Here is a 20,449-nt window from a genome sequence, read left to right as displayed (position 1 = left end):
GATCTTGCCGTTTCATCCCGCAATGAAACGATTTGCGCGATCGCGCTGTTACGATGCGCTGACGTCCCGACTCAACTGCGCGCGGCGCCATTCCAATGAAAGCCAGAAACCTGCTGCAACTGCTGATCCTCGCCGCCCTGTGGGGCGCGTCGTTCCTGTTCATCCGCGTCGGCGTCACCGACTTCGGCGTCGCGCCGCTGATGGCGCTGCGCGTCGGCATCGGCGCCCTCTTTCTCGCGATCGTGCTGATCGCGCGACGGCCGCTGCAACAGTCCGCCACGGTGTTGCGCGAGCGCGCGCTGCCGCTGCTGGTGGTCGGCGTCCTCAATTCGGCGGCACCGTTCTGCCTGTTCGCGTATGCGGAGCTGACGCTGTCGGCGGGCGTCACGTCGGTGATCAATGCGTGCGCGCCGCTGTGGGGCGCGCTGGTCGCCTTCCTGTGGTTGCGCGACCGGCTCAGCGCGTTGCGCACGCTTGGTCTCGTGATCGGTTTTCTCGGCGTGCTGATGCTCGTGTGGGATCAGATCGCGGCGCCGGCCGGCTCGGCCGCCTCGCCGCTGACCATCGCGCTCGCGGCCGGCGCCGCGCTCGGTGCCACGCTGCTCTATGGCATCGCCGCCAACTACACGAAGCGTCACCTGACCGGCGTCGACGCGCTGACCGTCGCGACCGGCACGATGATCGGCGCGACGATCGTGCTGCTGCCGCTCGCGATCATCTACTGGCCCACCGCGTCGATCTCGCTACGCGCGTGGGGCGCGGTGATCGCGCTCGGCGTCGCCTGTACCGGTGTCGCGTACATGCTGTTCTTCCACCTGATCGCGGTCGGCGGGCCGACACGCGCGATCACCGTGACCTTCGTGATTCCGATCTTCGGCATTCTATGGGGCGCGTTGTTTCTCGGCGAGACGGTGTCGCCCGGGATGCTCGAAGGTTGCGCGGTGATTCTCGTCGGCACCGCGTTGGCGACCGGCGTGGTCAAGCGCCTGCCGTGGGTGGGGACGCGGCGCGCGGATACCTGAGTGCCCGTCGCGACGAAATGCCTGGCCGTAAAAAAACCGCCCGGATTTCTCCGGACGGTTTTGTCGAACCGGCGGCGTCGGCCGCAAGGCTCTCTTATCAGTGCAACTGGTCGACCATCAGGCTCATGATCTGCCTGGCCTGCGAGCTTTCGTCGAGCTGCCCCTTGTCGTCTACCACGGCTACGCGGGTCTGGTTCGGCGTCACCGCGCGCACGTTCACGCGGTATTGTTTGGCGACCTTCTCCTTCTTGCCGTGGAAGATCTGGCTCCAGAAGCCCTGCTCGGCCGACGACATATCCTTCGGATCGACATAGCGCACGAAATACAGGCCGCGGCTCACGTCGCGGTCGTCGACCGTGAAGTTGCTGCGATCGAGCGCGAGGCCCACGCGCAGCCACGCGCGGTCATACGGCTCGCCGAGTGTGAGTTCGCTCGACGAGATCTGCGCCGACGTGTTCGCCGAATCCGCGTCCGGCACCGGCTGCTGGGCCGACAGCGCGACATTCTGCGCGGCGACCGCGGCCGCCGCCGACTTCGCACCCGCCGTCGCCGCATTCGGCGCGATCTGCGTGCCCGCAGGCGACAGCTCGGCGTTCTGCGCGCCAGCCGCGCTGGTACCTGAATCGGCCCGCGCAAGCGAGGCCATCAGACGCTTCAGATATTCCTGCTCGAGCGCCGGGTCGTTCGGCTTGGGCTGCCACTGCGTCGATTCGCTGTTCGTGCCGGTGATCGCCTCACGCATGCCTTTCTGGCTCACGAACACATAGGTGCCGCCGTTCGGCGCCGCTTCGAGACGCGTGCGGTACTTGTTGCGCTCCGAGTTCACGTAGCTGTTGCCCATCGCCTTAGACAGCGTGTTGCGGATAAAGCCGTCGTTGATCTGCGCGTGGGTTTCGTTCCAGTCGGTTTCCATCACGCCCTTGTCGCGCTGGTCGACGACGAGCAGGAAGCCCTGCTCCTGCCAGAAGCGGCGGATTTGCGGCCAGGCCTGATCGGGCGTTTTGTTGTCGAGCACGAGCCAGCTCTCGGTGCCGTCGCGCTGGATGTGGATGCCCTGCACGGGCGGCACGACCGCGACCGCGTCGCCGGCCGGCGCCTTGGCCTGCACCTGTTTCAGCGTGGACAGCGAGGTTTCGCCGCCTTGCGGCGGCAGCGAACGTTGATCGGCCGTCTCGTCGATCATGTTCGGCGGTACGGCAAGCGATACCTGCTTCGAACGGGAGTCGCTCTTGTAGTCGATTTTGGTCGGCGACGAGGTGCCGCAGCCGGCGACCAGCCCGCCTGCCACGACCATTACTGCAAACCGCTTGGTGAGACGAAGATCAGTCATGTTCGGGGAATCCTTCCGCAACGCCACGGCAAGTTTCCGTGGATCAACCCAACATTTTACCGGTCCGGGCGAGGCGTGTGCAAAAACTGGGGTTTGCCCGCAAATCGCCCGTTATGCTATTTACCTTCTTATGAGGTAAATTTAACACTCAATAACGCTTTCGAGTTGACATCGGGAGTGTTCCCAAGTTCTCGCCGGAGGCCTGCCGAATAAGGGCTTCCGGACTGCATGCGGCTCATTTTTGCGACCGCGGGCGGCCGTGTCCGCAGCGGTTTGCAAAGAACACCAAAAACCGGTGCTAGGTTAAACGATCTGTCTCAATAAAATCCGGCGCCAACGAGGAAGGCCACATGTACAAGTCGCGTCTCAATCCATCCGCGATCGCATCGGCGATCGCCGTCGTCGCGTGCTGCGCGAGCGTCGGCGCACATGCCGAATTAGGTGGCGCGATGCCGAGCCAGGCGGTGTCGGGCGCGAGCGCGCCGCGCACGCTGCTCAATGGCGCACTGCGCGAGCGCACATGGACCGACGCCGGCAATACGACCGTCAACGAATATGCGACCAGCGCCGGCCTGATCGTCGCCTATTCATGGCAAGGACCGACGATGCCGGATCTGCACGCGCTGCTCGGCAAATACGGCGACTCGTACAAGACGGGCGCCTCGGCGGCGGCCGGCAGCGGCAATCTGCACGCGTCGCGGGTCACGCGCCCGGACGTGATCGTCGAGTCGGGCGGACCGATGCGTGGCTACGTCGGACGCGCGTGGCTGCCGGCGGCTTTACCCGCCGGCGTCACCGCCGACGATATCCAGTAACGCGTGCGCCCGCACGCGTCGCTCGCACCCCCTTCACGCCTGAGTTCCATCCGTCGGACCGCCACGCCATGAAATCCGCCCTGCGTTTCCATGCCCTGCTCGTCGTCGTCTGCGCGGCCCTCGTCGGCTGCGGCGGCGGAGGCGGCAGTTCGTCGTCCAGCCCGTCGGGCTCGTCCGGCTCGGGCTCGACGCCGTCCGCGAGCACGCCGAACTCGTCGACCGGTTCGACGAGCGCGTCGAACACCACGCAGAGCGCGAACGTCCCGCAATCGACCACGCCCAACGTGCAGCCGGTCACGGTCGGCGTCTCGCCCGGCATTACGCGCAACATGCTGACGACAAGCGTCACCGTCTGCCAGGCCGGCACCAGCAACTGCGCGACGATCGACGACATCCAGGTCGACACCGGCTCGAACGGCCTGCGCATCCTCGCCTCCGCGTTGCCGACGACCCTGGCGCTGCCGACCATCGCCGCGGGCAGCGGCGTGAGCGCCGAATGCGCGGTGTTCGGCAGCGGCTACGCGTGGGGCTCGCTGCGCAACGCGGACGTGCGGATGGCCGGCCAACAGGCATCATCGATTCCGATCCAGGTGATCGCCGATACCGCGCGCTGCCCGCCGCGCCCATCGACTGCGCCAACTCCGGCGCGTCGCTGCTGACGGTGTCGAGCCTGCACGCGAACGGCATTCTCGGCGTGGGTCTGTTCCCGGTCGACTGCGGCAGCGGCTGCTCGAATTCCGCGTTGCCGCGCTGGTACTACAGCTGCTCGACGAGCGGCTGCGCCGCGACCGCGCAACCGCTTGCGCAGCAGGTCACCAACCCGGTCAGCAGCTTCCCGCTCGACAACAACGGCGTCGTGATCGACCTGCCGGCCGTCGCCGATGCGGGTGCGGCCGGCGCGTCGGGCTCGCTGATCTTCGGCATCGGCACCCAGTCGAACAACACGCTGACGAGCACGAACGTCCTCAAGGCGAACGCGGCGACCGGCTATGTGACGACCGCCTCGGGCGGCCAGACCTATGCGGTGAGCTATCTCGACAGCGGCTCGAACGGCCTCTTCTTCCACTCGACGCAGTTCCCCTTGTGCGGCTTCTGGTACTGCCCGACTTCGACGCAGTCGGCGAACGCGTCGATCACCGGCGTCGATGGCGTGTCGAGCACGGTGTCGTTCGACATTGGCAATTCGAGCACGCTGTTCGCATCAACGAACAACGCGTTCGACAATCTCGCCGGCAATTCGAGTCAGGGCTTCGGCTGGGGCTTGCCGTTCTTTTACGGCAAACGCATTTACACGGCGATTGCGGCGCGCAATACGTCGGCCGGCCAGGGGCCGTATTACGCGTTCTGAGGTCGATCGGGTGGATGCGCGGCGACGCGCGTGGCGCGGTTGCGAACTCAGCCGGCCGCGCTAGCCGGTTGCGCGGCCGGCGTGGCGAGCTTCGCCGGCGCGAGCCAGCGGAATACGTCCAGCTCTTCACCGTGGAACGTGCATTCGGCGGCGGCCGGTGTGCTGAGCTTCTTCGGCTGGGCCGGCTTCGCGGCCACCTTGACGTCCGACGCCGACGGGACAAGCGCCGCGGAAGCCGCCACCTCGGACGCGCTCACCGGATGTTCGATCGACCCCTCCACCACGACGCGCGAGCCGCGAATCGCGGCCCCGCGATGCGTGACCCGCAGCGTATCCGACGACATCCCCGACGATACCCCCGACGACGCCTCGGCCAGCTTGCTGCGCATCAATTGCTCGCATGCGCTGGAGTTGCGGGTGACGATCGTGCAGGCGGCCAGCAGCGTCGCGGCGCTCGCGATACAGGCGATGGAGAGGATGCGAATATTCATCGATGTTCCGTTGTTCCAAGCGTCGGTCATTGTAGCTTACGGCCTCGTCGCCCGGCTCCGCGGCTGTCGGCCGCTTGACCTTGACGCGGCGCATCGGCATCGTGTTGACCGGCCGCGCGGTCGGTGGCGCAATCGTCCGCCTGACTGGCCACATTGCGCGGCGAAATCGAAGCGACTTCCCCCCCAGTATCGACCCCGACTTCTTCATGCTCAGCCTCGTCCTGCTCGCGATCGCCGCCTACGCCGCGACCAATATCGACAACCTGTTCGTGCTGCTCGGCTTTCTGACCGAAGCGGGCGCCCAGCGGCGCAGCGTGGTCGCAGGGCAGTACGCGGGATCATTGATCCTCGTCGCCGCGGCGCTCGTGCTCGCGGCCTTGCTCACGCGCCTGCCGGCCGGTTATGTGGGCCTGCTCGGCTTACTGCCGATCGTCGTCGGCTTGCACAACGCATGGCAGCGCTTCGGTCCCGGCCATGCGCAGCGCAACCCTGGCGAGGCTGGCGAGGACAGCCTCCCAAGCGCACCGACATCCATTCGCGGTTCATCGAGCTGGACCGTCGCAAGCGTCGCAATCGCCAACGGCTCGGACAACCTCGCCGTCTACGTGCCGCTGTACGCGAGCCATACGGCTGCCGCGAACGCGCTCGTTTCGCTGGTGTTCATCGTCATGATCGGGCTGTGGTGCGCGGGCGCGGCATGGCTCGTCGATCATCCGTTGCTCGGCGCGCCGATCCGGCGGTACGGCTCGGCGCTGCTGCCGCTGATCCTGCTCGCGATAGGCGTATCGGTGATCGTGAACAACGATACGCTGCGGCTTTTGTTCGGCGGATGAGCAACGCGGGGCTGGGTCGCGGCACTGACCGGGCCGTTCGCCCGCTTCTGCAGCCGGGCATGTCGCGGCCCATCCCACCTCGGCCCTTGACGCACTCTCAATAATATGGTCCCATTGCGCACTATGTACCGCGCCCAGACCACCCTATCGCTACTACTAGCCCGCTCTACCGGGCTAGGTCTGCTGCTGCGCGCGTCCGCTTCTCTCTGAAACACCGAAGCATCGCTTGAATCCCCAGTAACTGACCCAGCCCCGGTTTCCGACCGGCGGCCCAGTATCGCGTTTTCGTCGTCCGGTCGACACCCGTTCCACGGTCTCTCCCCCGGATGATGAAAATGTTGAAAAACCCTGCTACCAAGTACCGTTCGTTCAAGCCGATCAATTTGACGGATCGCCAGTGGCCGTCGCGCACCATCACGCGCGCGCCGATCTGGATGAGCACCGATCTGCGCGACGGCAACCAGGCGCTGTTCGAGCCGATGAACGCCGAGCGCAAAATGCGCATGTTCAAGACGCTGGTGCAGATCGGCTTCAAGGAAATCGAAGTCGCGTTTCCGTCGGCGTCGCAGACCGATTTCAACTTCGTGCGCGAGCTGATCGAGGGCGGCCATATTCCCGACGACGTGACGATCGAAGTGCTCACGCAGGCGCGCGACGATCTGATCGAGCGTACTTTCGAATCGTTGCGCGGCGCCCCCCGCGCGATCGTCCATCTGTACAACGCGACCGCGCCGGAATTCCGCAAGATCGTGTTCGGCCTCGAAAAGAGCGGCGTGATCGAACTCGCGCAGAAGGCCGCGCGCACGATGAAACGCCTCGCCGACGCTCAGCCGCAAACGCACTTCACGCTGCAGTACAGCCCGGAAGTGTTCAGCGGCACCGAGCTCGAATTCGCGAAGGAAGTCTGCGACGCGGTGTTCGACATCTGGCAACCGACGCCCGGGCACAAGGCGATCGTCAATCTGCCGGCCACCGTCGAAATGGCCACGCCGAACGTCTACGCGGACCAGATCGAATGGATGCACCGCAATCTCGCGCGCCGCGATTCGCTGATCGTCTCCGTCCACCCGCATAACGACCGCGGCACGGCCGTCGCGGCCGCGGAGCTCGCGGTGATGGCGGGCGCGGATCGCGTCGAAGGTTGCTTGTTCGGCAACGGCGAGCGCACCGGCAACGTCGACCTCGTCACGCTCGCGTTGAATCTGTACACGCAGGGCGTCGATCCCGAACTCGATTTCTCGAACATCAACGAAGTCGCGCGCACCGCCGAAGAATGCACGCAGTTGCCGGTGCATCCGCGTCATCCGTATGTCGGCGATCTGGTCTTCACCGCGTTCTCGGGCTCCCACCAGGACGCGATCAGGAAGGGCTTCGCCGCGCAGAAGCCGGACACGATCTGGGAAGTGCCGTACATGCCGATCGATCCGAGCGACCTCGGCCGTACCTACGACTCCGTGATTCGCGTGAACAGCCAGTCGGGCAAAGGCGGTATCGCGTATCTGCTCGAGCAGAGCTACGGCGTCGTGTTGCCGCGCCGTCTGCAGGTGGACTTCAGCTCGGCCGTGCAACGTTTCACCGATCAGAGCGGCCAGGAAGTCACGCCCACGCAGATCTGGGAACTGTTCCAGCAGGAATACGTGCGCACGGCGGAGCCGCTCCGCTATATCAGCCACAGCCTGTCCGAGCATGAAGGCCGCGAGCACATCAAGCTCAACGTCGAAATCAACGGCACGCCGCGCGTGCTGACCGGCGCCGGCAACGGCCCGCTCGACGCGCTGATGCACGCTTTCGACGTGCCCGTGCGCATCCAGCACTACGAGGAGCGCGCGCTCACCCAGGGCGCCGATGCGCGCGCGATCGCAATCGCCGAAATGGCCGGCGCCGATGTGGCCGGCAGCGCGTTTGGCGTCGGTGTCGATGCGAACCTGATCACCGCGTCGATTCGCGCGGTGATCAGCGGTGTCAACCGCGCCTATGCACGCGTGAACGCGGATGCCCAGCAGCGCTTCTTCGACGCCGCGCTGAGCGACGCGACGGTGTAAGGCCGCGGTCTGCCGCGTTGAACCTGCGGCGCGCCGCAGGTTCGTCGGGCTGACGGCAACAGACAAGGGGCGCTTCGACGCCCCTTGTTTTTTAACGTCGGTTTATCCGCGTCAGCGTCGGCCGACGTTCAATGAAACACGTCCCGGCCGAAGTACTTCAGCGAAATGCGCTGATAAGTACCGTCTTTTCTGATGCCGGCGAGCGCGTCGTCGATCGCCACCCGCAGCTTCGGATTGCCCTTGCGCATCAGTACGGCCGACTTGTCGCTGCTGTCAGGCGACGTATCGACCGCGACGACTTTGATCTTCGCGTCGGGCTCGCGCTTCCTGTAGTCGAGAAACGACAATGAATCGTTGACGGTCGCGTCGACGCGGCCCGCTATGAGCAGATCGATCGATTCGTCGAAGCCCAGCGCCGGAATCACCTGCGCACCGTGCGCCGCCGCGATCCTGCCGACGTTGCTGGTCGGCGTATTGGCCGATTTCCGGCCCTTCAGGTCATCGAAAGATTTGATCGTCGTATTGTCCGACGCGACGATCAGCACCGCATGCGATGTGATGTACGGGTCCGAGTAATCGTATTTGAGCTTGCGATCGTCGGTGATCGCGACCTCGTTGATCACCGCGTCGTAACGATTGACGTCGAGACCGGCGATCAGCCCGTCCCATTTGCTTTCGATGAATTGCGGCCTGACGCCGAGACGCTGCGCGATCGCGCTGGCGAGTTCGACGTCGAAGCCGGTCAGCTTGCCCGCGTCGTCGTGGTAGGTGAACGGTGCGTAAGTGCCTTCGGTGCCGATCCGGAACACGCCCGATGCCTTGATCTTCGCCAGATCGTCGGCGCTCGCCGGATGCGCGAGTGCGGCCTGCAACAGCGCGATCATCGCGAGTGAACGAATCGGCTTCATCGGACGGCTCCGGCTCAGTGGCTGCGCAGATCGCGGACTGCCGCGTTTGGCGGGCGATACCGACGCGCGGCCGGCTGCGTGGGCCGACTGTAGCAAACCATCCGCGATTTTCAAAGCGCTTCGCGCGTGGCCGCGCCGGCGCCCGCTCAGTACGTCTCCAGATGCAAGCGCCCTTCGCGCTTCAGCTTCGCCCACAACGCTTCCCAACCGAGCCGATGCTGCTCGCCGATGTCCTTGAGCGCCTGCAGCACGCCGTCCTCCATGCCTTTGAGGCCGCACACGTAGATATAGGTGTTGTCGTCCTTCAGCAGGTTCGCGACGTCCGAGCCGCGTTCACGCATCGCGTCCTGCACGTAGCGCTTCGTCTGCCCCGGCGTGCGCGAAAACGCGAGCGTCGTGTCGATGAAATCCTTCGGCAGATTGGTCAGCGGTCCAAAGTACGGCAGCTCCTGCTGGGTGCGCGCGCCGAAGAACAGCATCAGCTTGCCGGTCGCGCCTTTCAGACGCTTGCGCCGGCGATACTCGGTCATCGCGCGCATCGGCGCGGAACCGGTGCCCGTGCAGATCATCAGAAGATGCGAGTTCGGATGATTGGGCATCAGGAAGGTGCTGCCGAACGGGCCGATCACGTTGACCACGTCGCCCTTCTTCAGATCGCACAAATAGTTCGAGCAAACGCCGTCGATTGCGTCGCCGTGCTGCTGCGACACACGCTTGACCGTCAGCGACACGTTGTTATAGCCGGGCCGCTCGCCGTCGCGCGGACTGGCCACCGAGTACTGGCGCGCGTGATGCACGCGGCCGTCGGCGGCAACTCCCGGCGGCAGAATGCCGATCGACTGGCCTTCGAGCACCGGAAACGGCATCGAGCCGAAATCGAGCACGATGTGATGGATGTCGCTCGATGTCGCGCCGTCGGTGAGCCGGTAGTTGCCGACCACCGTCGCGGTGGTCGGCGCGTGGTGCGTGTAGAGATTCACGTACGGCTTCGCGGCCGACCACGGCGGCACGACCGCGCCGCGCATGGTGTCGACTTCGATGCCGTCCGCCTCGGCGGAGGCGTCGCCCGAAGCGCAAACGGCCGCCGCTTCTTCCGCCGGCACCGCCATCGTGTTCTGCTCCGGCAGCACGTCCCACTTGAACTGCTCGTCGATCGAATACGCGTCGGCCTTCAGCACCGTGCGCCAGTTGTCGATCGCGCCGGTCGGGCACGGCGGCACGCAGGCCATGCAGCCGTTGCAGACTTCGGCCTTCACGACGTAGTTGTTGTCGTCGTGCGTGATCGCGTCGATCGGACAAGTCTCTTCGCAGGTATTGCAGCGAATGCAGATCTCCGGATCGATCAGATGCTGCCGCATGACTTCGATCGATACTGGGCCGTTCATGACTTCCTCCTCCTGGTAATACGGCGCGCGCGGCGTGCCTTTCGTGCGTCGCCTGCTTCAGTTGAAGCGCACGTATTCGAAATCGACCGGCTGACGGTTCACGCCCATCGCGGGCGGCGCGATCCAGTTCGCGAACTTGCCTGGCTCGGCGACGCGGCCCATCAGCGACGCGACGAACGCGCGGTCTGCGGGCGTCGCGAGCCAGTTCGCTTCGTTCGCGGCCCATTCGGCTTCGCTGAGCACGCGGCCATCGGGCGACACCCGCGTGCCCGCGAACGTGCCGATCTGCCGGTTGAACGCCTTGTGCGGCACCGTCATCCGAAAGTCGATGCCGGCCTTCTCGAGCACCTTGTTCCAGCGGCCGACGCCCGCGACCGAGTCCTTGATGTAATCGTCGCGCAGTACTTCGTTCATCGCGTTGAGCATCGGCACCTCGCGCTCGACGAGCCTGCCGTCCTTCACGTCGAGCAGCTTGTAGCCATGCTCGTTCAGGCGATGATCGTCGTCGCGCTTGCCTTCCTCGTAGCGGCCCTTCAGACCCGAGCTATAGAACGTCGCCGCGTTCGACGAATGATCGGCGCCGAACAGGTCGATCGTGACCGAATAATGGAAGTTCAGATAGCGTTGGATGGTCGGCAGATCGATCACGCCGGCCGCGCGGATCTTCGCGGCATCGTCGGTGCCGAGCTCGTTCATCACCTGAGCGCTGCGCTGGATCACGCGCGACACGCCCGATTCGCCGACGAACATGTGATGCGCTTCCTCGGTCAGCATGAACTTCGTCGTGCGCGCGAGCGGATCGAAGCCCGACTCCGCGAGCGCCGACAACTGGAACTTGCCGTCGCGGTCGGTGAAGTACGTGAACATGTAGAACGCGAGCCAGTCCGGCGTTTTCTCGTTGAACGCGCCGAGAATGCGCGGATTGTCTTCGTCGCCCGAACGACGGCCGAGCAATGCTTCGGCTTCCTCCCGGCCGTCGCGCCCGAAGTAGCGATGCAGCAGATACACCATCGCCCACAGATGACGGCCCTCCTCGACGTTGACCTGGAACAGGTTGCGCAGATCGTACAGCGACGGCGCGGTCGAGCCGAGATGACGCTGCTGCTCAACCGAAGCCGGCTCCGTATCGCCCTGCGTAACGATGATGCGACGCAGGTTCGCGCGATGCTCGCCGGGCACGTCCTGCCACGCGGCTTCGCCCTTGTGCTCGCCGAAGTGGATCTTGCGATCCTGCTCGCCCGGCGTGAGGAAAATGCCCCAGCGGTACTCCGGCATTTTCACGTAATCGAAGTGGGCCCAGCCGCCCGCGTCGACGCTGACCGCGGTACGCAGATACACGTCGTAGCCGTGCGAGCCTTCCGGGCCCATATCGCCCCACCATGACAGAAAGTTCGGCTGCCATTGCTCGAGCGCGCGCTGCAGCGCGCGGTCGTCGGCGAGGTTGACGTTGTTCGGAATCTTTTCGCTGTAGTTGATCGAGGACATGGTCGGTTCCCTGGGACGGTTTCTATTCGAAAGCTGCACTGGCGTGAGGCGCGTATCGGCAAGCGGCGTCGTTCAGTCGGAGTGAGCGCGGCGCATCTCACACGCGCGACACATCGAATTGCGCCTTGCTGCCCTTGCCGTACACCTTGAGCGCACCTTTCTCGCCCACTGCGTTCGGCCGGTTGAAAATCCAGTTCTGCCAGGCGCTCAGACGGCCGAAAATGCGCGTCTCCATCGTCTCCGGCCCGTTGAAGCGCAGATTCGCTTCGAGGCCCGTCAATGCATCGGGCGACATCGCCGCGCGCTCCTCGAGCGCGATGCGGATTTCATCAGCCCAATCGATGTCGTCCGGCGACGCGGTGACGAGACCGAGCCGCTCGGCGTCGAGCGCCTTGACCGGCTGGCCGATCAGCGCGCGTACTGCGTCGAGCGGCTCGGCTTCTTCGTAGAAGCGTCGCGCGAGCCGGGATTGATGCGTGACCATCGGATACAGACCGAAGTTGACTTCCGTCAGCGTGATCGCCGGCTCCTCGTCCTCGTTCTCGGGCAGCGCGGCCATGTAGGTGCGATCGGCGGCGAACGCGAGTTCAGCGAACGTACCGGCAAAGCATGAGCCAGCTTCGACCAGCGTAAAGACGGAGCGCGACGACACATCGATGCGCGCGAGCGTGCGGCGCAGCATGCCGATCGTTTCGCGCACGAACCAGTGATCCTTGTGCTGCAGCAGCGTCGCGTCGACCGCGAGCAGGTGGCGCGCGTCGCCTTCGGTCTTGAACACCCAGGTGCCGATGTCGAGCGCGTTGGTGCGCATCGACAGGATCGCGTCGTCGAGTTCGCGCGCGAATTGCAGCGGCCACCAGTTCGCGCCGGCCGCGACGATCGCGGCGAGTTCGCCCGGTTGCTCGGTGTGCGGCGCGCGCGCGGTGAAGGTCGCCACCCGTTTCGCGCGATCGATCGTGACGTCGACCGTTCGATAGCCGATGCCATCTTCGCGATCCGTGCGTTCGATGCGCGCGAGCGCGACGCCTGGCGCTCCGGCTGGACGATCGCTGTGCGCGGCCAGTTCGAGCGCGCGTGCCTGAATCGCCTCTTCGAACCGGTTCGGCTTCACGACTTCGTCGACGAGACGCCAGGCCTTCGCGCGTTCGCCGCGCACGCCCTCGACCACCGTGCAGAAGATATCCGCGCGATCGTGGCGCACCTTGCGCTTATCGGTCACGCGCGTGAGTCCGCCGGTGCCGGGCAGCACGCCGAGCAGCGGCACTTCCGGCAGCGACACCGAAGAGGAACGATCGTCGATCAGATAGATTTCGTCGCAGGCGAGCGCGAGTTCATAACCGCCGCCCGCGCAGGCACCGTTCACCGCGGCGAGAAACTTCAGACCCGAATGGCGTGACGCGTCTTCCAGCCCGTTGCGGGTTTCGTTCGTGAACTTGCAGAAGTTGACCTTCCATGCGTGCGACGACAGCCCCAGCATGAAGATATTCGCGCCCGAGCAGAACACTCGATCCTTCAGGCTCGTCACCACCACCGTGCGGACTTCCGGATGCTCGAAGCGAATGCGCTGAATCGCGTCGTGCAGCTCGATATCGACGCCGAGATCATACGAATTGAGCTTCAGCTTGTAGCCGTCGCGAATGCCGCCGTCCTCGGCGATGTCGAGGCCGAGCGTCGCGACCGGACCGTTGAAGCTGAGCTTCCAGTGCTGGTACTGCGACGGATCGGTGCGGTAGTCGACCGGCGCGGCCTGAGCAACGGCGGGGGGTGCTGTGGACATGGGGCGTCTCCTGACTGGACGATGCAATCTGTGATTGCACAATAGTGCATCGTCATTATCCACGCAAAGCACTTTAATGCCTTTTACGGGGAAACCCTGGCGTGTGCGCCTCGTCAGTTCAAGCGCGCTTCGTCGGGCGCTTGCGCCGCGAGACGCGCGGCGAGACGGTCCCGCAACTGCAGGTAGGCATCGGCGAGCGTCTTCTCGCTGGTGTCGAACGTCATGTCCGCGCGCCCGTATAGCTCGGCGCGCCCGGCGAGGATGCGCTTCAGGTCGTCCATCGCCTCGCGGTTGCCGGACATCGGCCGCAGATCGCCTTGCGCGACGACGCGGCGCATATGCTCGTCGGGCGTCGCCTGCAGCCACACGGTGAAGCAGCGCGACAGCAGCACGTTGAACGTGCCCGATTCCGACACGAGCCCTCCCGGCGACGCGATCACCGCGTGCGAATGCTCATGGACCACCGCCTCGAGCGCACGATGCTCGTAACGTCGATACGCGCTCGCGCCGTACAGCGAATGGATCTCCGACGGCGGACAGCCCGCGAGCTGTTCGATCACGCGCGTCAGCTCGATGAACGGCACCTTGCGCTCCTGCGCGAGCATGCGTCCGAGCGTCGACTTGCCGGCGCCACGCAGGCCGATCAGCGCGATGCGGTCGTTGCGGTGCGGGTCGCGCGGCGCCTGCGCGAACATCTCCGCGAGCGCGATGCGCGCACGTTGCAGCGCCGCCTGGTCGCGGCCCTGCAGCAGCTCGCGAATCAATAGCCATTCGGCGGACGCGGTGGTCTCATCGCCGATCACCTCGGCGAGCGGGCAGTTCAGCGTGATCGCGAGCTGCCGCAGCACCAGCACCGACGCATTCCCGACGCCCGATTCAAGGTTCGCCAGATGTCGCTCCGACAAACCGGTTTCGGCCGCCAGCGTCTTGCGCGTCATGCCGCGGCGCGCGCGCAGCAGACGCACGCGCTCGCCCATCGCGGTCAGGAACGGGTCGCGCTCTTCACGCTCGCCGCCACGTTCGGCCGTGCGCTCACCCGCGCGCTGGGGGCGTTCGACGCGGGCTGCGTCGTCGGCGGCTTCGTCCAACGGTGCGGGAGGGTACTTTTGATTCATGTTTTGCGACCTCGTGACTTCGATACATGTACTATAGTGCTTGACACGCATCAGGTGAACGGTTTAATTTTCGCCAAAAGCTGATCGAATCACAAACACAGTCATGCGTCGCCTGGCGTTCCGGCGGCGTCACGCAGACAGCGCCGCAACACGCGTGAGCGCTTCTGGAGGCTCGCATGTCCGCACAGGAATTCCAGCGCCTGATCGCAGGCGTCACTGGGCAACTCGCCGGGCGGCCGCTCGACGATTCGCTCGCGACCTGGCTGAACGACACCTGGCCCGCCGACAGTCCCACCTTCGACGAACTGGCAAACGCCTGTCGCAACGGCGTCGCCGAAGGCTGGCTGTGCAACCGGGCGGCCGGCGGCATCCGCTACGGCCGCATCTTCAACGCGCTGCCCGACACGCATGGCTTTTCCGTCGACGTCGTCGACATGCAGGACATTGTCGGTCCGCACCACGTCCATCCGCACGGCGAAATCGATCTGATCATGCCGCTCACCGCAGGCGCGACGTTCGACGGCCACCCAGCCGGCTGGTGCGTGTACGGCCCCGGCTCGGCGCATCGTCCGACGGTCGCGAACGGCCAGGCGCTGGTGCTGTATCTGCTGCCGCAAGGGGCGATCGAATTCACGCGCGCGTGAGGAGCGACTGGCAAGCATCGAGCGGATCACGAGCAAACAACAGCCGGACCGTGCCCACGGATGGAGGAGACATATGGAAGCCCTGCAGGAAACGAGCGCGCCGCAGCCGGTCGCGCCGCCGCCCCCGCTGTTCAACTTCGCGACGCATCTGTTCCAGTTGAACGAAGCGCGCGCGAGCAAGCTCGCCTATATCGACGACCACGGCGCGATGACCTACGGCGAGCTGGAACAACGCGCGCGGCGCTGCGCCACCGCACTGCGCGCGCTGGGTGTGCATCCCGAGGAGCGCGTGCTGCTCGTGATGCTCGACACCGTATCGCTGCCGGTCGCGTTTCTTGGTGCGCTGTACGCCGGCATCGTACCGGTCGTCGCGAATACCCTGCTGAGCGCCGCCGACTATACGTACATGCTGACGCATAGCCATGCGCGAGCGGTCATCGTTTCGCAACCGCTGCTACCTCACGTGACGGACGCGCTGTGCAGCAGCGACGACGACGGCTGCCAGCTGATCGTCTCGCAGCCTGCCAGCTCCGCCGAGGCGCCGCTTGCCCCGCCTCGCTTCGAAACGCTGGTCGACGCCGCAGCGCCCGCGGCCAAGGGCTGTGCGAGCAACGCGGACGACATCGCGTTCTGGCTCTATTCGTCGGGCTCGACCGGCAAGCCGAAAGGCACCGTCCACACGCACGCGAATCTGTACTGGACCGCCGAACTGTATGCGAAGCCGGTGCTCGGCATCGTCGAGAGCGACGTGGTGTTCTCGGCGGCGAAACTGTTCTTTGCGTATGGGCTCGGCAACGCGCTGACGTTTCCGCTGTCGGTTGGCGCGACCGCGATCCTGATGGCCGAGCGCCCGAGCGCCGATGCGATCTTCGCGCGCCTCGTCCGGCATCGTCCGACCGTGTTCTACGGGGTCCCGACCTTGTACGCGAACATGCTGGTGTCGCCCAATCTGCCCGCGCGCGCCGACGTCGCGATACGCGTGTGCGCGTCGGCGGGCGAGGCGTTGCCGCGCGACGTCGGCGAACGCTTCACCGCGCACTTCGGCGCCGAGATTCTCGATGGCATCGGCTCGACGGAAATGCTGCACATCTTCCTGTCGAATCGCGCGGGCGAAGTCGAATACGGCACGACCGGGCGCCCCGTGCCGGGCTACGAAGTCGAGTTGCGCGACGAAGCGGGGCGGCCGGTACCCGATGGCGAAGTCGGCGATCTGTTCATCAAGGGGCCGAGCGCGGCGCTGATGTACTGGAGCAATCGCGAGGAAACGCGCGCGACCTTTCTCGGCGAATGGATCAGAAGCGGCGACAAATATCGGCGTCTCGCGAACGGCTGCTATGTCTACGCGGGCCGCAGTGACGACATGCTGAAAGTGAGCGGCCAGTACGTGTCGCCAGTCGAGGTCGAGATGGTGCTCGTCGCGCATCCCGCGGTGCTCGAGGCCGCGGTGGTCGGCGTCGATCATGACGGGCTCGTGAAAACGCGCGCGTTCGTCGTGCTCAAGCGCGACTTCATGCCGTCCGACGTGCTCGCGGACGAACTGAAGGTCTTCGTCAAGGAGCGGCTCGCGCCGCACAAGTACCCGCGCGATATCGTGTTCGCCGACGATCTGCCGAAAACCGCCACCGGCAAGATTCAACGCTTCAAGCTGCGCGAACAGTCATAGGTGATTCATTGATGCAGAGCCGAGCTACCGCCGCTGCTGCTCCCCGCGCGAGTGCCGCCAGCAGCTTTGCCGAACTGCCCGCCACCGCGTCGCATGGGCCGCTGCGCATCGAGTACCGCTGGGTCGACGAGCACGCGAATGCTCAGGCGGACGATCCGCCGATCGCGGTATTCCTGCACGAAGGTCTCGGCTCGATCGCGATGTGGCGCGACTGGCCGCAGACGTTGTGCGAGCGTCTCGGCATGCGCGGGCTCGTCTACTCGCGGCCCGGCTACGGCCTCTCGACACCGCGTGCGCCTCGCGACAAATGGCCGGTCGATTTCTTGACCGCGCAGGCGCGCGATATCCTCCCCGCCCTGCTCGACGCGCTCGATGTCGACCTGCGGCAACGCCAGCGCATGTGGGTGATCGGCCATAGCGACGGCGCGTCGATCGCGCTGCTATACGCGGCGCTCTTTCCCGATGCGCTCGCGGGCGCGGTCGTGATGGCGCCGCACGTCTTCGTTGAAGACATCTCGGTGCAAAGCATCGCCCAAACAAAACAGCTTTACGAAACTACCGATTTACGCGCGAAGCTCGCGCGCTATCACGCGGACGTCGATTCCGCGTTCTACGGCTGGAACGATGTCTGGCTCGATCCCGAGTTCAGGCGGTGGTCGATCGTCGAGGCGCTCGCGCCGATCCGTCGACCGCTGCTCGCGATCCAGGGCCACGACGACAACTACGGCACGATGGCGCAAGTCGACACGATCGCCGCGCAAGTGCCGCACGCGCAACTCGTCAAGCTCGACGCATGCGGACACTCGCCGCATCGCGACGCGCCCGCCGCGCTCAACGACGCGATCGCGGCGTTCGTGCGCGCGCACCGATAAGCGGCACCCTGCCTGTTACCGATACTTCATAAAAATTACATGGATCGGCGATTATGCTGCGGCATCGCTGACCTCGGCACATCGATGGCGAGGCATCCCTTCCCCGCCCGGAGACAGTGCCATGCCCTTCGTGTCGAAGCCGATCCGTGCGCCGCGGCGCAAACGATTGACGCTCGCTGTGGCCGTCATCGCGCTGTGCGCGCTGGCGAGCGCATGCAGCAACGACGACCCGCCCGCCAGCACGACTACGATCAGTTCCACAGGGCATGCCGCCGCTAACCCCGGCGACCCATCGAACGCCACGCCGCCGGCCGACTCCGCGCCGCCCACGCTGACGGTCCAGACACCGGCGGCGCCCGCGTCCGAAGCCGCCACGGCGATGTCCGCCACCTCGCCGCCGCTGGCCAGCCCCGTCATCCATAGCGTCGATTGACAATCGCGCCGCGCGCGGCCGCTAGCCTGGCTTCGCGCGGCCGACGCAGCAGCGCCGTTCCAGTACCGCAATTCCTTGTCCCCGTGCCGTTCTCGTCCACCGAAGATCAAAGCCACAACCATGACCTCAAACAATCGCCGTGATTTTCTGCGCTCGGCCGCGCAAGCCGCCGGTTCCTTCACCGCGCTAAGCATGCTGCCGCCGGGCATCCGCAATGCGCTCGCGATTCCGGCCAACAACCGGACCGGCACGATCCGCGACGTCGAGCACATCGTCGTGCTGATGCAGGAGAACCGCTCGTTCGACCACTACTTCGGCACGCTCAAAGGCGTGCGCGGCTTCGGCGACACGCGCGCGATCAACCTCGCGAACGGCCAGCCGGTGTGGTATCAGCCGCTCACCACCGACACCGCCGGCGCCAGCTACGTGCTGCCGTTCCGTCCCGCCGCGCCGAACCTCGGTCTGCAATTCCTACAGGATCTCGCGCACGACTGGGGCACCACGCACGCGGCATGGAACGGCGGCCGCAACGATCAGTGGGTGCCATCGAAAGGCGCGACCACGATGGCTTACCTGACCCGCGACGACATCCCGTTCCACTATCAGCTCGCCGACGCATTCACGATCTGCGACGCGTATCACTGCTCGCTGATGGGCCCGACCGATCCGAACCGCTACTACATGTGGAGCGGCTGGGTCGGCAACGACGGCAGCGGCGGCGGTCCGGTGATCGACAATTCGGAACTCGGCTACGGCTGGTCGACCTACCCCGAAGTGCTGCAAAACGCGGGCATCTCGTGGAAAATCTATCAAGACATCGGAACCGGGCTCGACGCGAACGGTTCGTGGGGCTGGACGCAGAACGCCTACATCGGCAACTACGGCGACAACTCGCTGCTCTATTTCAACCAGTACCGCAACGCGCAGCCGGGCAACCCGCTGTACGACAACGCGCGAACCGGCACCAACGCGGCGAACGGCGACGGCTACTTCGACATCCTGAAGCGCGACATGCAAAACGGCACGCTTCCGCAAGTGTCGTGGATCGTCGCGCCCGAAGCGTACTGCGAGCATCCGAACTGGCCCACCAACTACGGCGCGTGGTACATCGATCAGGTGCTGCAGATCCTCACGTCGAACCCGGACGTGTGGAGCAAGACCGTGCTGCTGATCAACTACGACGAAAACGACGGCTTTTTCGATCACATCGCGGCGCCGTTCGCGGCCGCGTCGAGCGCGAACGGTCTGTCGACCGTCAACGTCACGCACGACATCTATGCCGGCGATGCGAAGAACGTCGCCGGGCCGTACGGGCTCGGACCGCGCGTGCCGATGCTGGTGGTCTCGCCGTGGTCCAAAGGCGGCTACGTGTGCTCGGAAGTGTTCGACCATACGTCGGTAATCCGCTTCATCGAAAAGCGCTTCGGCCAGCAGCACAATCTCGGCGAATCGAACATCACGCCGTGGCGTCGCGCGGTGTGCGGCGATCTGAGTTCGGCGTTCAACTTCGCGAATCCGAACGCTTCGGTGCCGTCGCTGCCAAGCACGAGCGGCTACGTGCCGCCCGACCAGAACCGTCACCCGGATTACGTGCCGCAACCGCCGACGGTGCAGACGGTGCCGAAGCAGGAACCGGGCGTTCGCCCGGCGCGCGCGTTGCCGTACGAACTGTTCGTGCGCGTCGACGAAGGTTCGAACGGCAAGCTGGCGATGCGCTTCGTCAACACGGGCCGCGCGGGCGCGGTGTTTCTCATGTACGCGGCGAACAGCGCTGACGCGCCGCGCAGCTATACCGTCGAAGCGGGCAAGCATCTGCAGGACTCGTTGCTGGTCAATGCCGATGGCAGCTACGACTTCAGCGTGCACGGCCCGAATGGTTTCCTGCGCCGCTTCGCGGGCAAGCTGGTCGCGCGCAATGGGTGGAATGGTTCGGATACCGCACGACCGGCCGTCGCCGAAGGCTACGATGTCGCGAACGGCAATCTGCAACTGCGCCTCGAGAACGTCGGCAGCGCGCGTTGCCAGTTCACGATCGTCAACGCCTACGACGCGAACCACGTGATCACGCATTCGGTGCGCGGCGGCGACACCGACAATGTGTACCTCGATCTGCGCAACGCCTACGGCTGGTACGATCTGACGATCACCGTCGACACCGACCCGACGTTCGCGCGCCGCTTCGCGGGTCACGTGGAGACCGGCAGTCAGAGCATGAGCGATCCGGCGTTGGGCGGCTGAGCGTCGCTGTCACCCAACTGTGCAACAGCAACGGCCGCTGGCTCCTCG

Annotated in this window: 16 protein-coding genes and 1 pseudogene; 9 read left to right on the top strand and 8 right to left on the bottom strand. The window is 65.4% G+C overall.

The genetic code is table 11. The features are described 5' to 3' along the window. Positions 1-95: 95 nt before the first annotated feature. Positions 96-1,022: a DMT family transporter gene (locus F6X42_RS14920; RefSeq protein ID WP_187634948.1), complete on the top strand. Its 927-nt coding sequence runs from the start codon at positions 96-98 to the stop codon at positions 1,020-1,022. 97 nt (positions 1,023-1,119) lie between these two features. Here the strand turns inward: F6X42_RS14920 and bamC are convergent, their stop codons facing one another. Further along, positions 1,120-2,352: an NlpB/DapX family lipoprotein gene (bamC, locus tag F6X42_RS14915; protein WP_187634947.1), complete on the bottom strand. Its 1,233-nt coding sequence runs from the start codon at positions 2,350-2,352 to the stop codon at positions 1,120-1,122. 350 nt (positions 2,353-2,702) lie between these two features. On the opposite strand from bamC, the gene F6X42_RS14910 reads away from it, so the two are divergent. Together F6X42_RS14910 and F6X42_RS14905 are read left to right on the top strand one after the other, a co-directional pair. Continuing rightward, positions 2,703-3,167, top strand: a complete 465-nt coding sequence (locus F6X42_RS14910; protein ID WP_187634946.1) for a DUF2844 domain-containing protein — start codon at positions 2,703-2,705, stop codon at positions 3,165-3,167. A 68-nt stretch (positions 3,168-3,235) separates the two neighbouring features. After that, positions 3,236-4,515: pseudogene (locus F6X42_RS14905) on the top strand (DUF3443 domain-containing protein). 47 nt (positions 4,516-4,562) lie between these two features. Here the strand turns inward: F6X42_RS14905 and F6X42_RS14900 are convergent. Continuing rightward, positions 4,563-5,006 (bottom strand): hypothetical protein, encoded by a 444-nt coding sequence (locus F6X42_RS14900; RefSeq protein ID WP_187634945.1) that lies wholly within the window; start codon positions 5,004-5,006, stop codon positions 4,563-4,565. Positions 5,007-5,212: 206 nt separating this feature from the next. On the opposite strand from F6X42_RS14900, the gene F6X42_RS14895 reads away from it, so the two are divergent. Continuing rightward, complete coding sequence (locus F6X42_RS14895; RefSeq protein ID WP_187634944.1) at positions 5,213-5,839, top strand: cadmium resistance transporter; 627 nt, start codon at positions 5,213-5,215, stop codon at positions 5,837-5,839. A 335-nt stretch (positions 5,840-6,174) separates the two neighbouring features. Then, positions 6,175-7,881, top strand: a complete 1,707-nt coding sequence (gene leuA / locus F6X42_RS14890) for a 2-isopropylmalate synthase (RefSeq protein ID WP_187634943.1) — start codon at positions 6,175-6,177, stop codon at positions 7,879-7,881. Between the two features lie 128 nt (positions 7,882-8,009). On the opposite strand, the gene F6X42_RS14885 is transcribed toward leuA, so the two are convergent. The 5 genes from F6X42_RS14885 to F6X42_RS14865 all read right to left on the bottom strand — a co-directional run bounded on the left by F6X42_RS14885 (position 8,010) and on the right by F6X42_RS14865 (position 14,551). Next, positions 8,010-8,789, bottom strand: coding sequence for an amino acid ABC transporter substrate-binding protein (locus F6X42_RS14885; RefSeq protein WP_187634942.1), 780 nt, complete (start codon positions 8,787-8,789; stop codon positions 8,010-8,012). Between the two features lie 146 nt (positions 8,790-8,935). Continuing rightward, the gene (gene boxA / locus F6X42_RS14880; protein WP_187634941.1) at positions 8,936-10,174 is read right to left on the bottom strand and encodes a benzoyl-CoA 2,3-epoxidase subunit BoxA; all 1,239 of its coding nucleotides are present in this window, start codon (positions 10,172-10,174) and stop codon (positions 8,936-8,938) included. A gap of 57 nt (positions 10,175-10,231) precedes the next feature. Continuing rightward, positions 10,232-11,659 (bottom strand): benzoyl-CoA 2,3-epoxidase subunit BoxB, encoded by a 1,428-nt coding sequence (gene boxB / locus F6X42_RS14875; RefSeq protein ID WP_187634940.1) that lies wholly within the window; start codon positions 11,657-11,659, stop codon positions 10,232-10,234. Between the two features lie 97 nt (positions 11,660-11,756). Further along, a complete protein-coding gene (boxC, locus tag F6X42_RS14870) occupies positions 11,757-13,436 on the bottom strand; it encodes a 2,3-epoxybenzoyl-CoA dihydrolase (RefSeq protein WP_187634939.1) in 1,680 nt (559 codons plus the stop codon). Between the two features lie 113 nt (positions 13,437-13,549). Continuing rightward, positions 13,550-14,551: a helix-turn-helix transcriptional regulator gene (locus tag F6X42_RS14865; RefSeq protein ID WP_187634938.1), complete on the bottom strand. Its 1,002-nt coding sequence runs from the start codon at positions 14,549-14,551 to the stop codon at positions 13,550-13,552. A 176-nt stretch (positions 14,552-14,727) separates the two neighbouring features. Here F6X42_RS14865 and F6X42_RS14860 point away from each other — a divergent pair, with 176 nt between their 5' ends. The 3 genes from F6X42_RS14860 (at position 14,728) to F6X42_RS14850 (ending at position 17,730) form a co-directional block, all read left to right on the top strand. After that, on the top strand, positions 14,728-15,195 hold the full coding sequence (locus tag F6X42_RS14860) for a DUF4863 family protein (RefSeq protein WP_187634937.1): 468 nt from the start codon (positions 14,728-14,730) through the stop codon (positions 15,193-15,195). Positions 15,196-15,268: 73 nt separating this feature from the next. Continuing rightward, the gene (locus tag F6X42_RS14855) at positions 15,269-16,858 is read left to right on the top strand and encodes a benzoate-CoA ligase family protein (RefSeq protein WP_187634936.1); all 1,590 of its coding nucleotides are present in this window, start codon (positions 15,269-15,271) and stop codon (positions 16,856-16,858) included. An 11-nt stretch (positions 16,859-16,869) separates the two neighbouring features. Beyond that, positions 16,870-17,730: an alpha/beta fold hydrolase gene (locus F6X42_RS14850; RefSeq protein WP_187634935.1), complete on the top strand. Its 861-nt coding sequence runs from the start codon at positions 16,870-16,872 to the stop codon at positions 17,728-17,730. A gap of 51 nt (positions 17,731-17,781) precedes the next feature. On the opposite strand, the gene F6X42_RS14845 is transcribed toward F6X42_RS14850, so the two are convergent. Continuing rightward, on the bottom strand, positions 17,782-18,285 hold the full coding sequence (locus F6X42_RS14845) for a hypothetical protein (RefSeq protein ID WP_187634934.1): 504 nt from the start codon (positions 18,283-18,285) through the stop codon (positions 17,782-17,784). Between F6X42_RS14845 and F6X42_RS14840 the strand changes: the two genes are divergently transcribed. Then, complete coding sequence (locus tag F6X42_RS14840) at positions 18,284-20,401, top strand: phosphocholine-specific phospholipase C (protein WP_187634933.1); 2,118 nt, start codon at positions 18,284-18,286, stop codon at positions 20,399-20,401. The two genes, F6X42_RS14845 and F6X42_RS14840, sit on opposite strands and share 2 nt — an antisense overlap. The last annotated feature ends 48 nt before the right edge of the window (positions 20,402-20,449 follow it).

Source organism: Paraburkholderia podalyriae, from assembly GCF_014397785.1.
GTDB classification, from domain to species: domain Bacteria; phylum Pseudomonadota; class Gammaproteobacteria; order Burkholderiales; family Burkholderiaceae; genus Paraburkholderia; species Paraburkholderia podalyriae.
Note: the sequence above shows the minus strand (reverse complement) of the source record. Positions and strands in the feature narration are given on the sequence as shown.

Excerpts from the sequence above, each read along its gene's own strand:
- F6X42_RS14920 (WP_187634948.1), top strand. The coding sequence starts at position 96 with ATGAAAGCCAGAAACCTGCTGCAACTGCTGATCCTCGCCGCCCTGTGG.
- bamC (WP_187634947.1), bottom strand. The coding sequence starts at position 2,352 with ATGACTGATCTTCGTCTCACCAAGCGGTTTGCAGTAATGGTCGTGGCA.
- F6X42_RS14895 (WP_187634944.1), top strand. The coding sequence starts at position 5,213 with ATGCTCAGCCTCGTCCTGCTCGCGATCGCCGCCTACGCCGCGACCAAT.
- F6X42_RS14845 (WP_187634934.1), bottom strand. The coding sequence starts at position 18,285 with ATGGTTGTGGCTTTGATCTTCGGTGGACGAGAACGGCACGGGGACAAG.
- F6X42_RS14885 (WP_187634942.1), bottom strand. The coding sequence starts at position 8,789 with ATGAAGCCGATTCGTTCACTCGCGATGATCGCGCTGTTGCAGGCCGCA.
- F6X42_RS14910 (WP_187634946.1), top strand. The coding sequence starts at position 2,703 with ATGTACAAGTCGCGTCTCAATCCATCCGCGATCGCATCGGCGATCGCC.
- F6X42_RS14855 (WP_187634936.1), top strand. The coding sequence starts at position 15,269 with ATGGAAGCCCTGCAGGAAACGAGCGCGCCGCAGCCGGTCGCGCCGCCG.
- boxA (WP_187634941.1), bottom strand. The coding sequence starts at position 10,174 with ATGAACGGCCCAGTATCGATCGAAGTCATGCGGCAGCATCTGATCGAT.
- F6X42_RS14840 (WP_187634933.1), top strand. The coding sequence starts at position 18,284 with ATGACCTCAAACAATCGCCGTGATTTTCTGCGCTCGGCCGCGCAAGCC.
- F6X42_RS14865 (WP_187634938.1), bottom strand. The coding sequence starts at position 14,551 with ATGAATCAAAAGTACCCTCCCGCACCGTTGGACGAAGCCGCCGACGAC.
- F6X42_RS14900 (WP_187634945.1), bottom strand. The coding sequence starts at position 5,006 with ATGAATATTCGCATCCTCTCCATCGCCTGTATCGCGAGCGCCGCGACG.
- boxC (WP_187634939.1), bottom strand. The coding sequence starts at position 13,436 with ATGTCCACAGCACCCCCCGCCGTTGCTCAGGCCGCGCCGGTCGACTAC.
- F6X42_RS14850 (WP_187634935.1), top strand. The coding sequence starts at position 16,870 with ATGCAGAGCCGAGCTACCGCCGCTGCTGCTCCCCGCGCGAGTGCCGCC.
- leuA (WP_187634943.1), top strand. The coding sequence starts at position 6,175 with ATGTTGAAAAACCCTGCTACCAAGTACCGTTCGTTCAAGCCGATCAAT.
- boxB (WP_187634940.1), bottom strand. The coding sequence starts at position 11,659 with ATGTCCTCGATCAACTACAGCGAAAAGATTCCGAACAACGTCAACCTC.
- F6X42_RS14860 (WP_187634937.1), top strand. The coding sequence starts at position 14,728 with ATGTCCGCACAGGAATTCCAGCGCCTGATCGCAGGCGTCACTGGGCAA.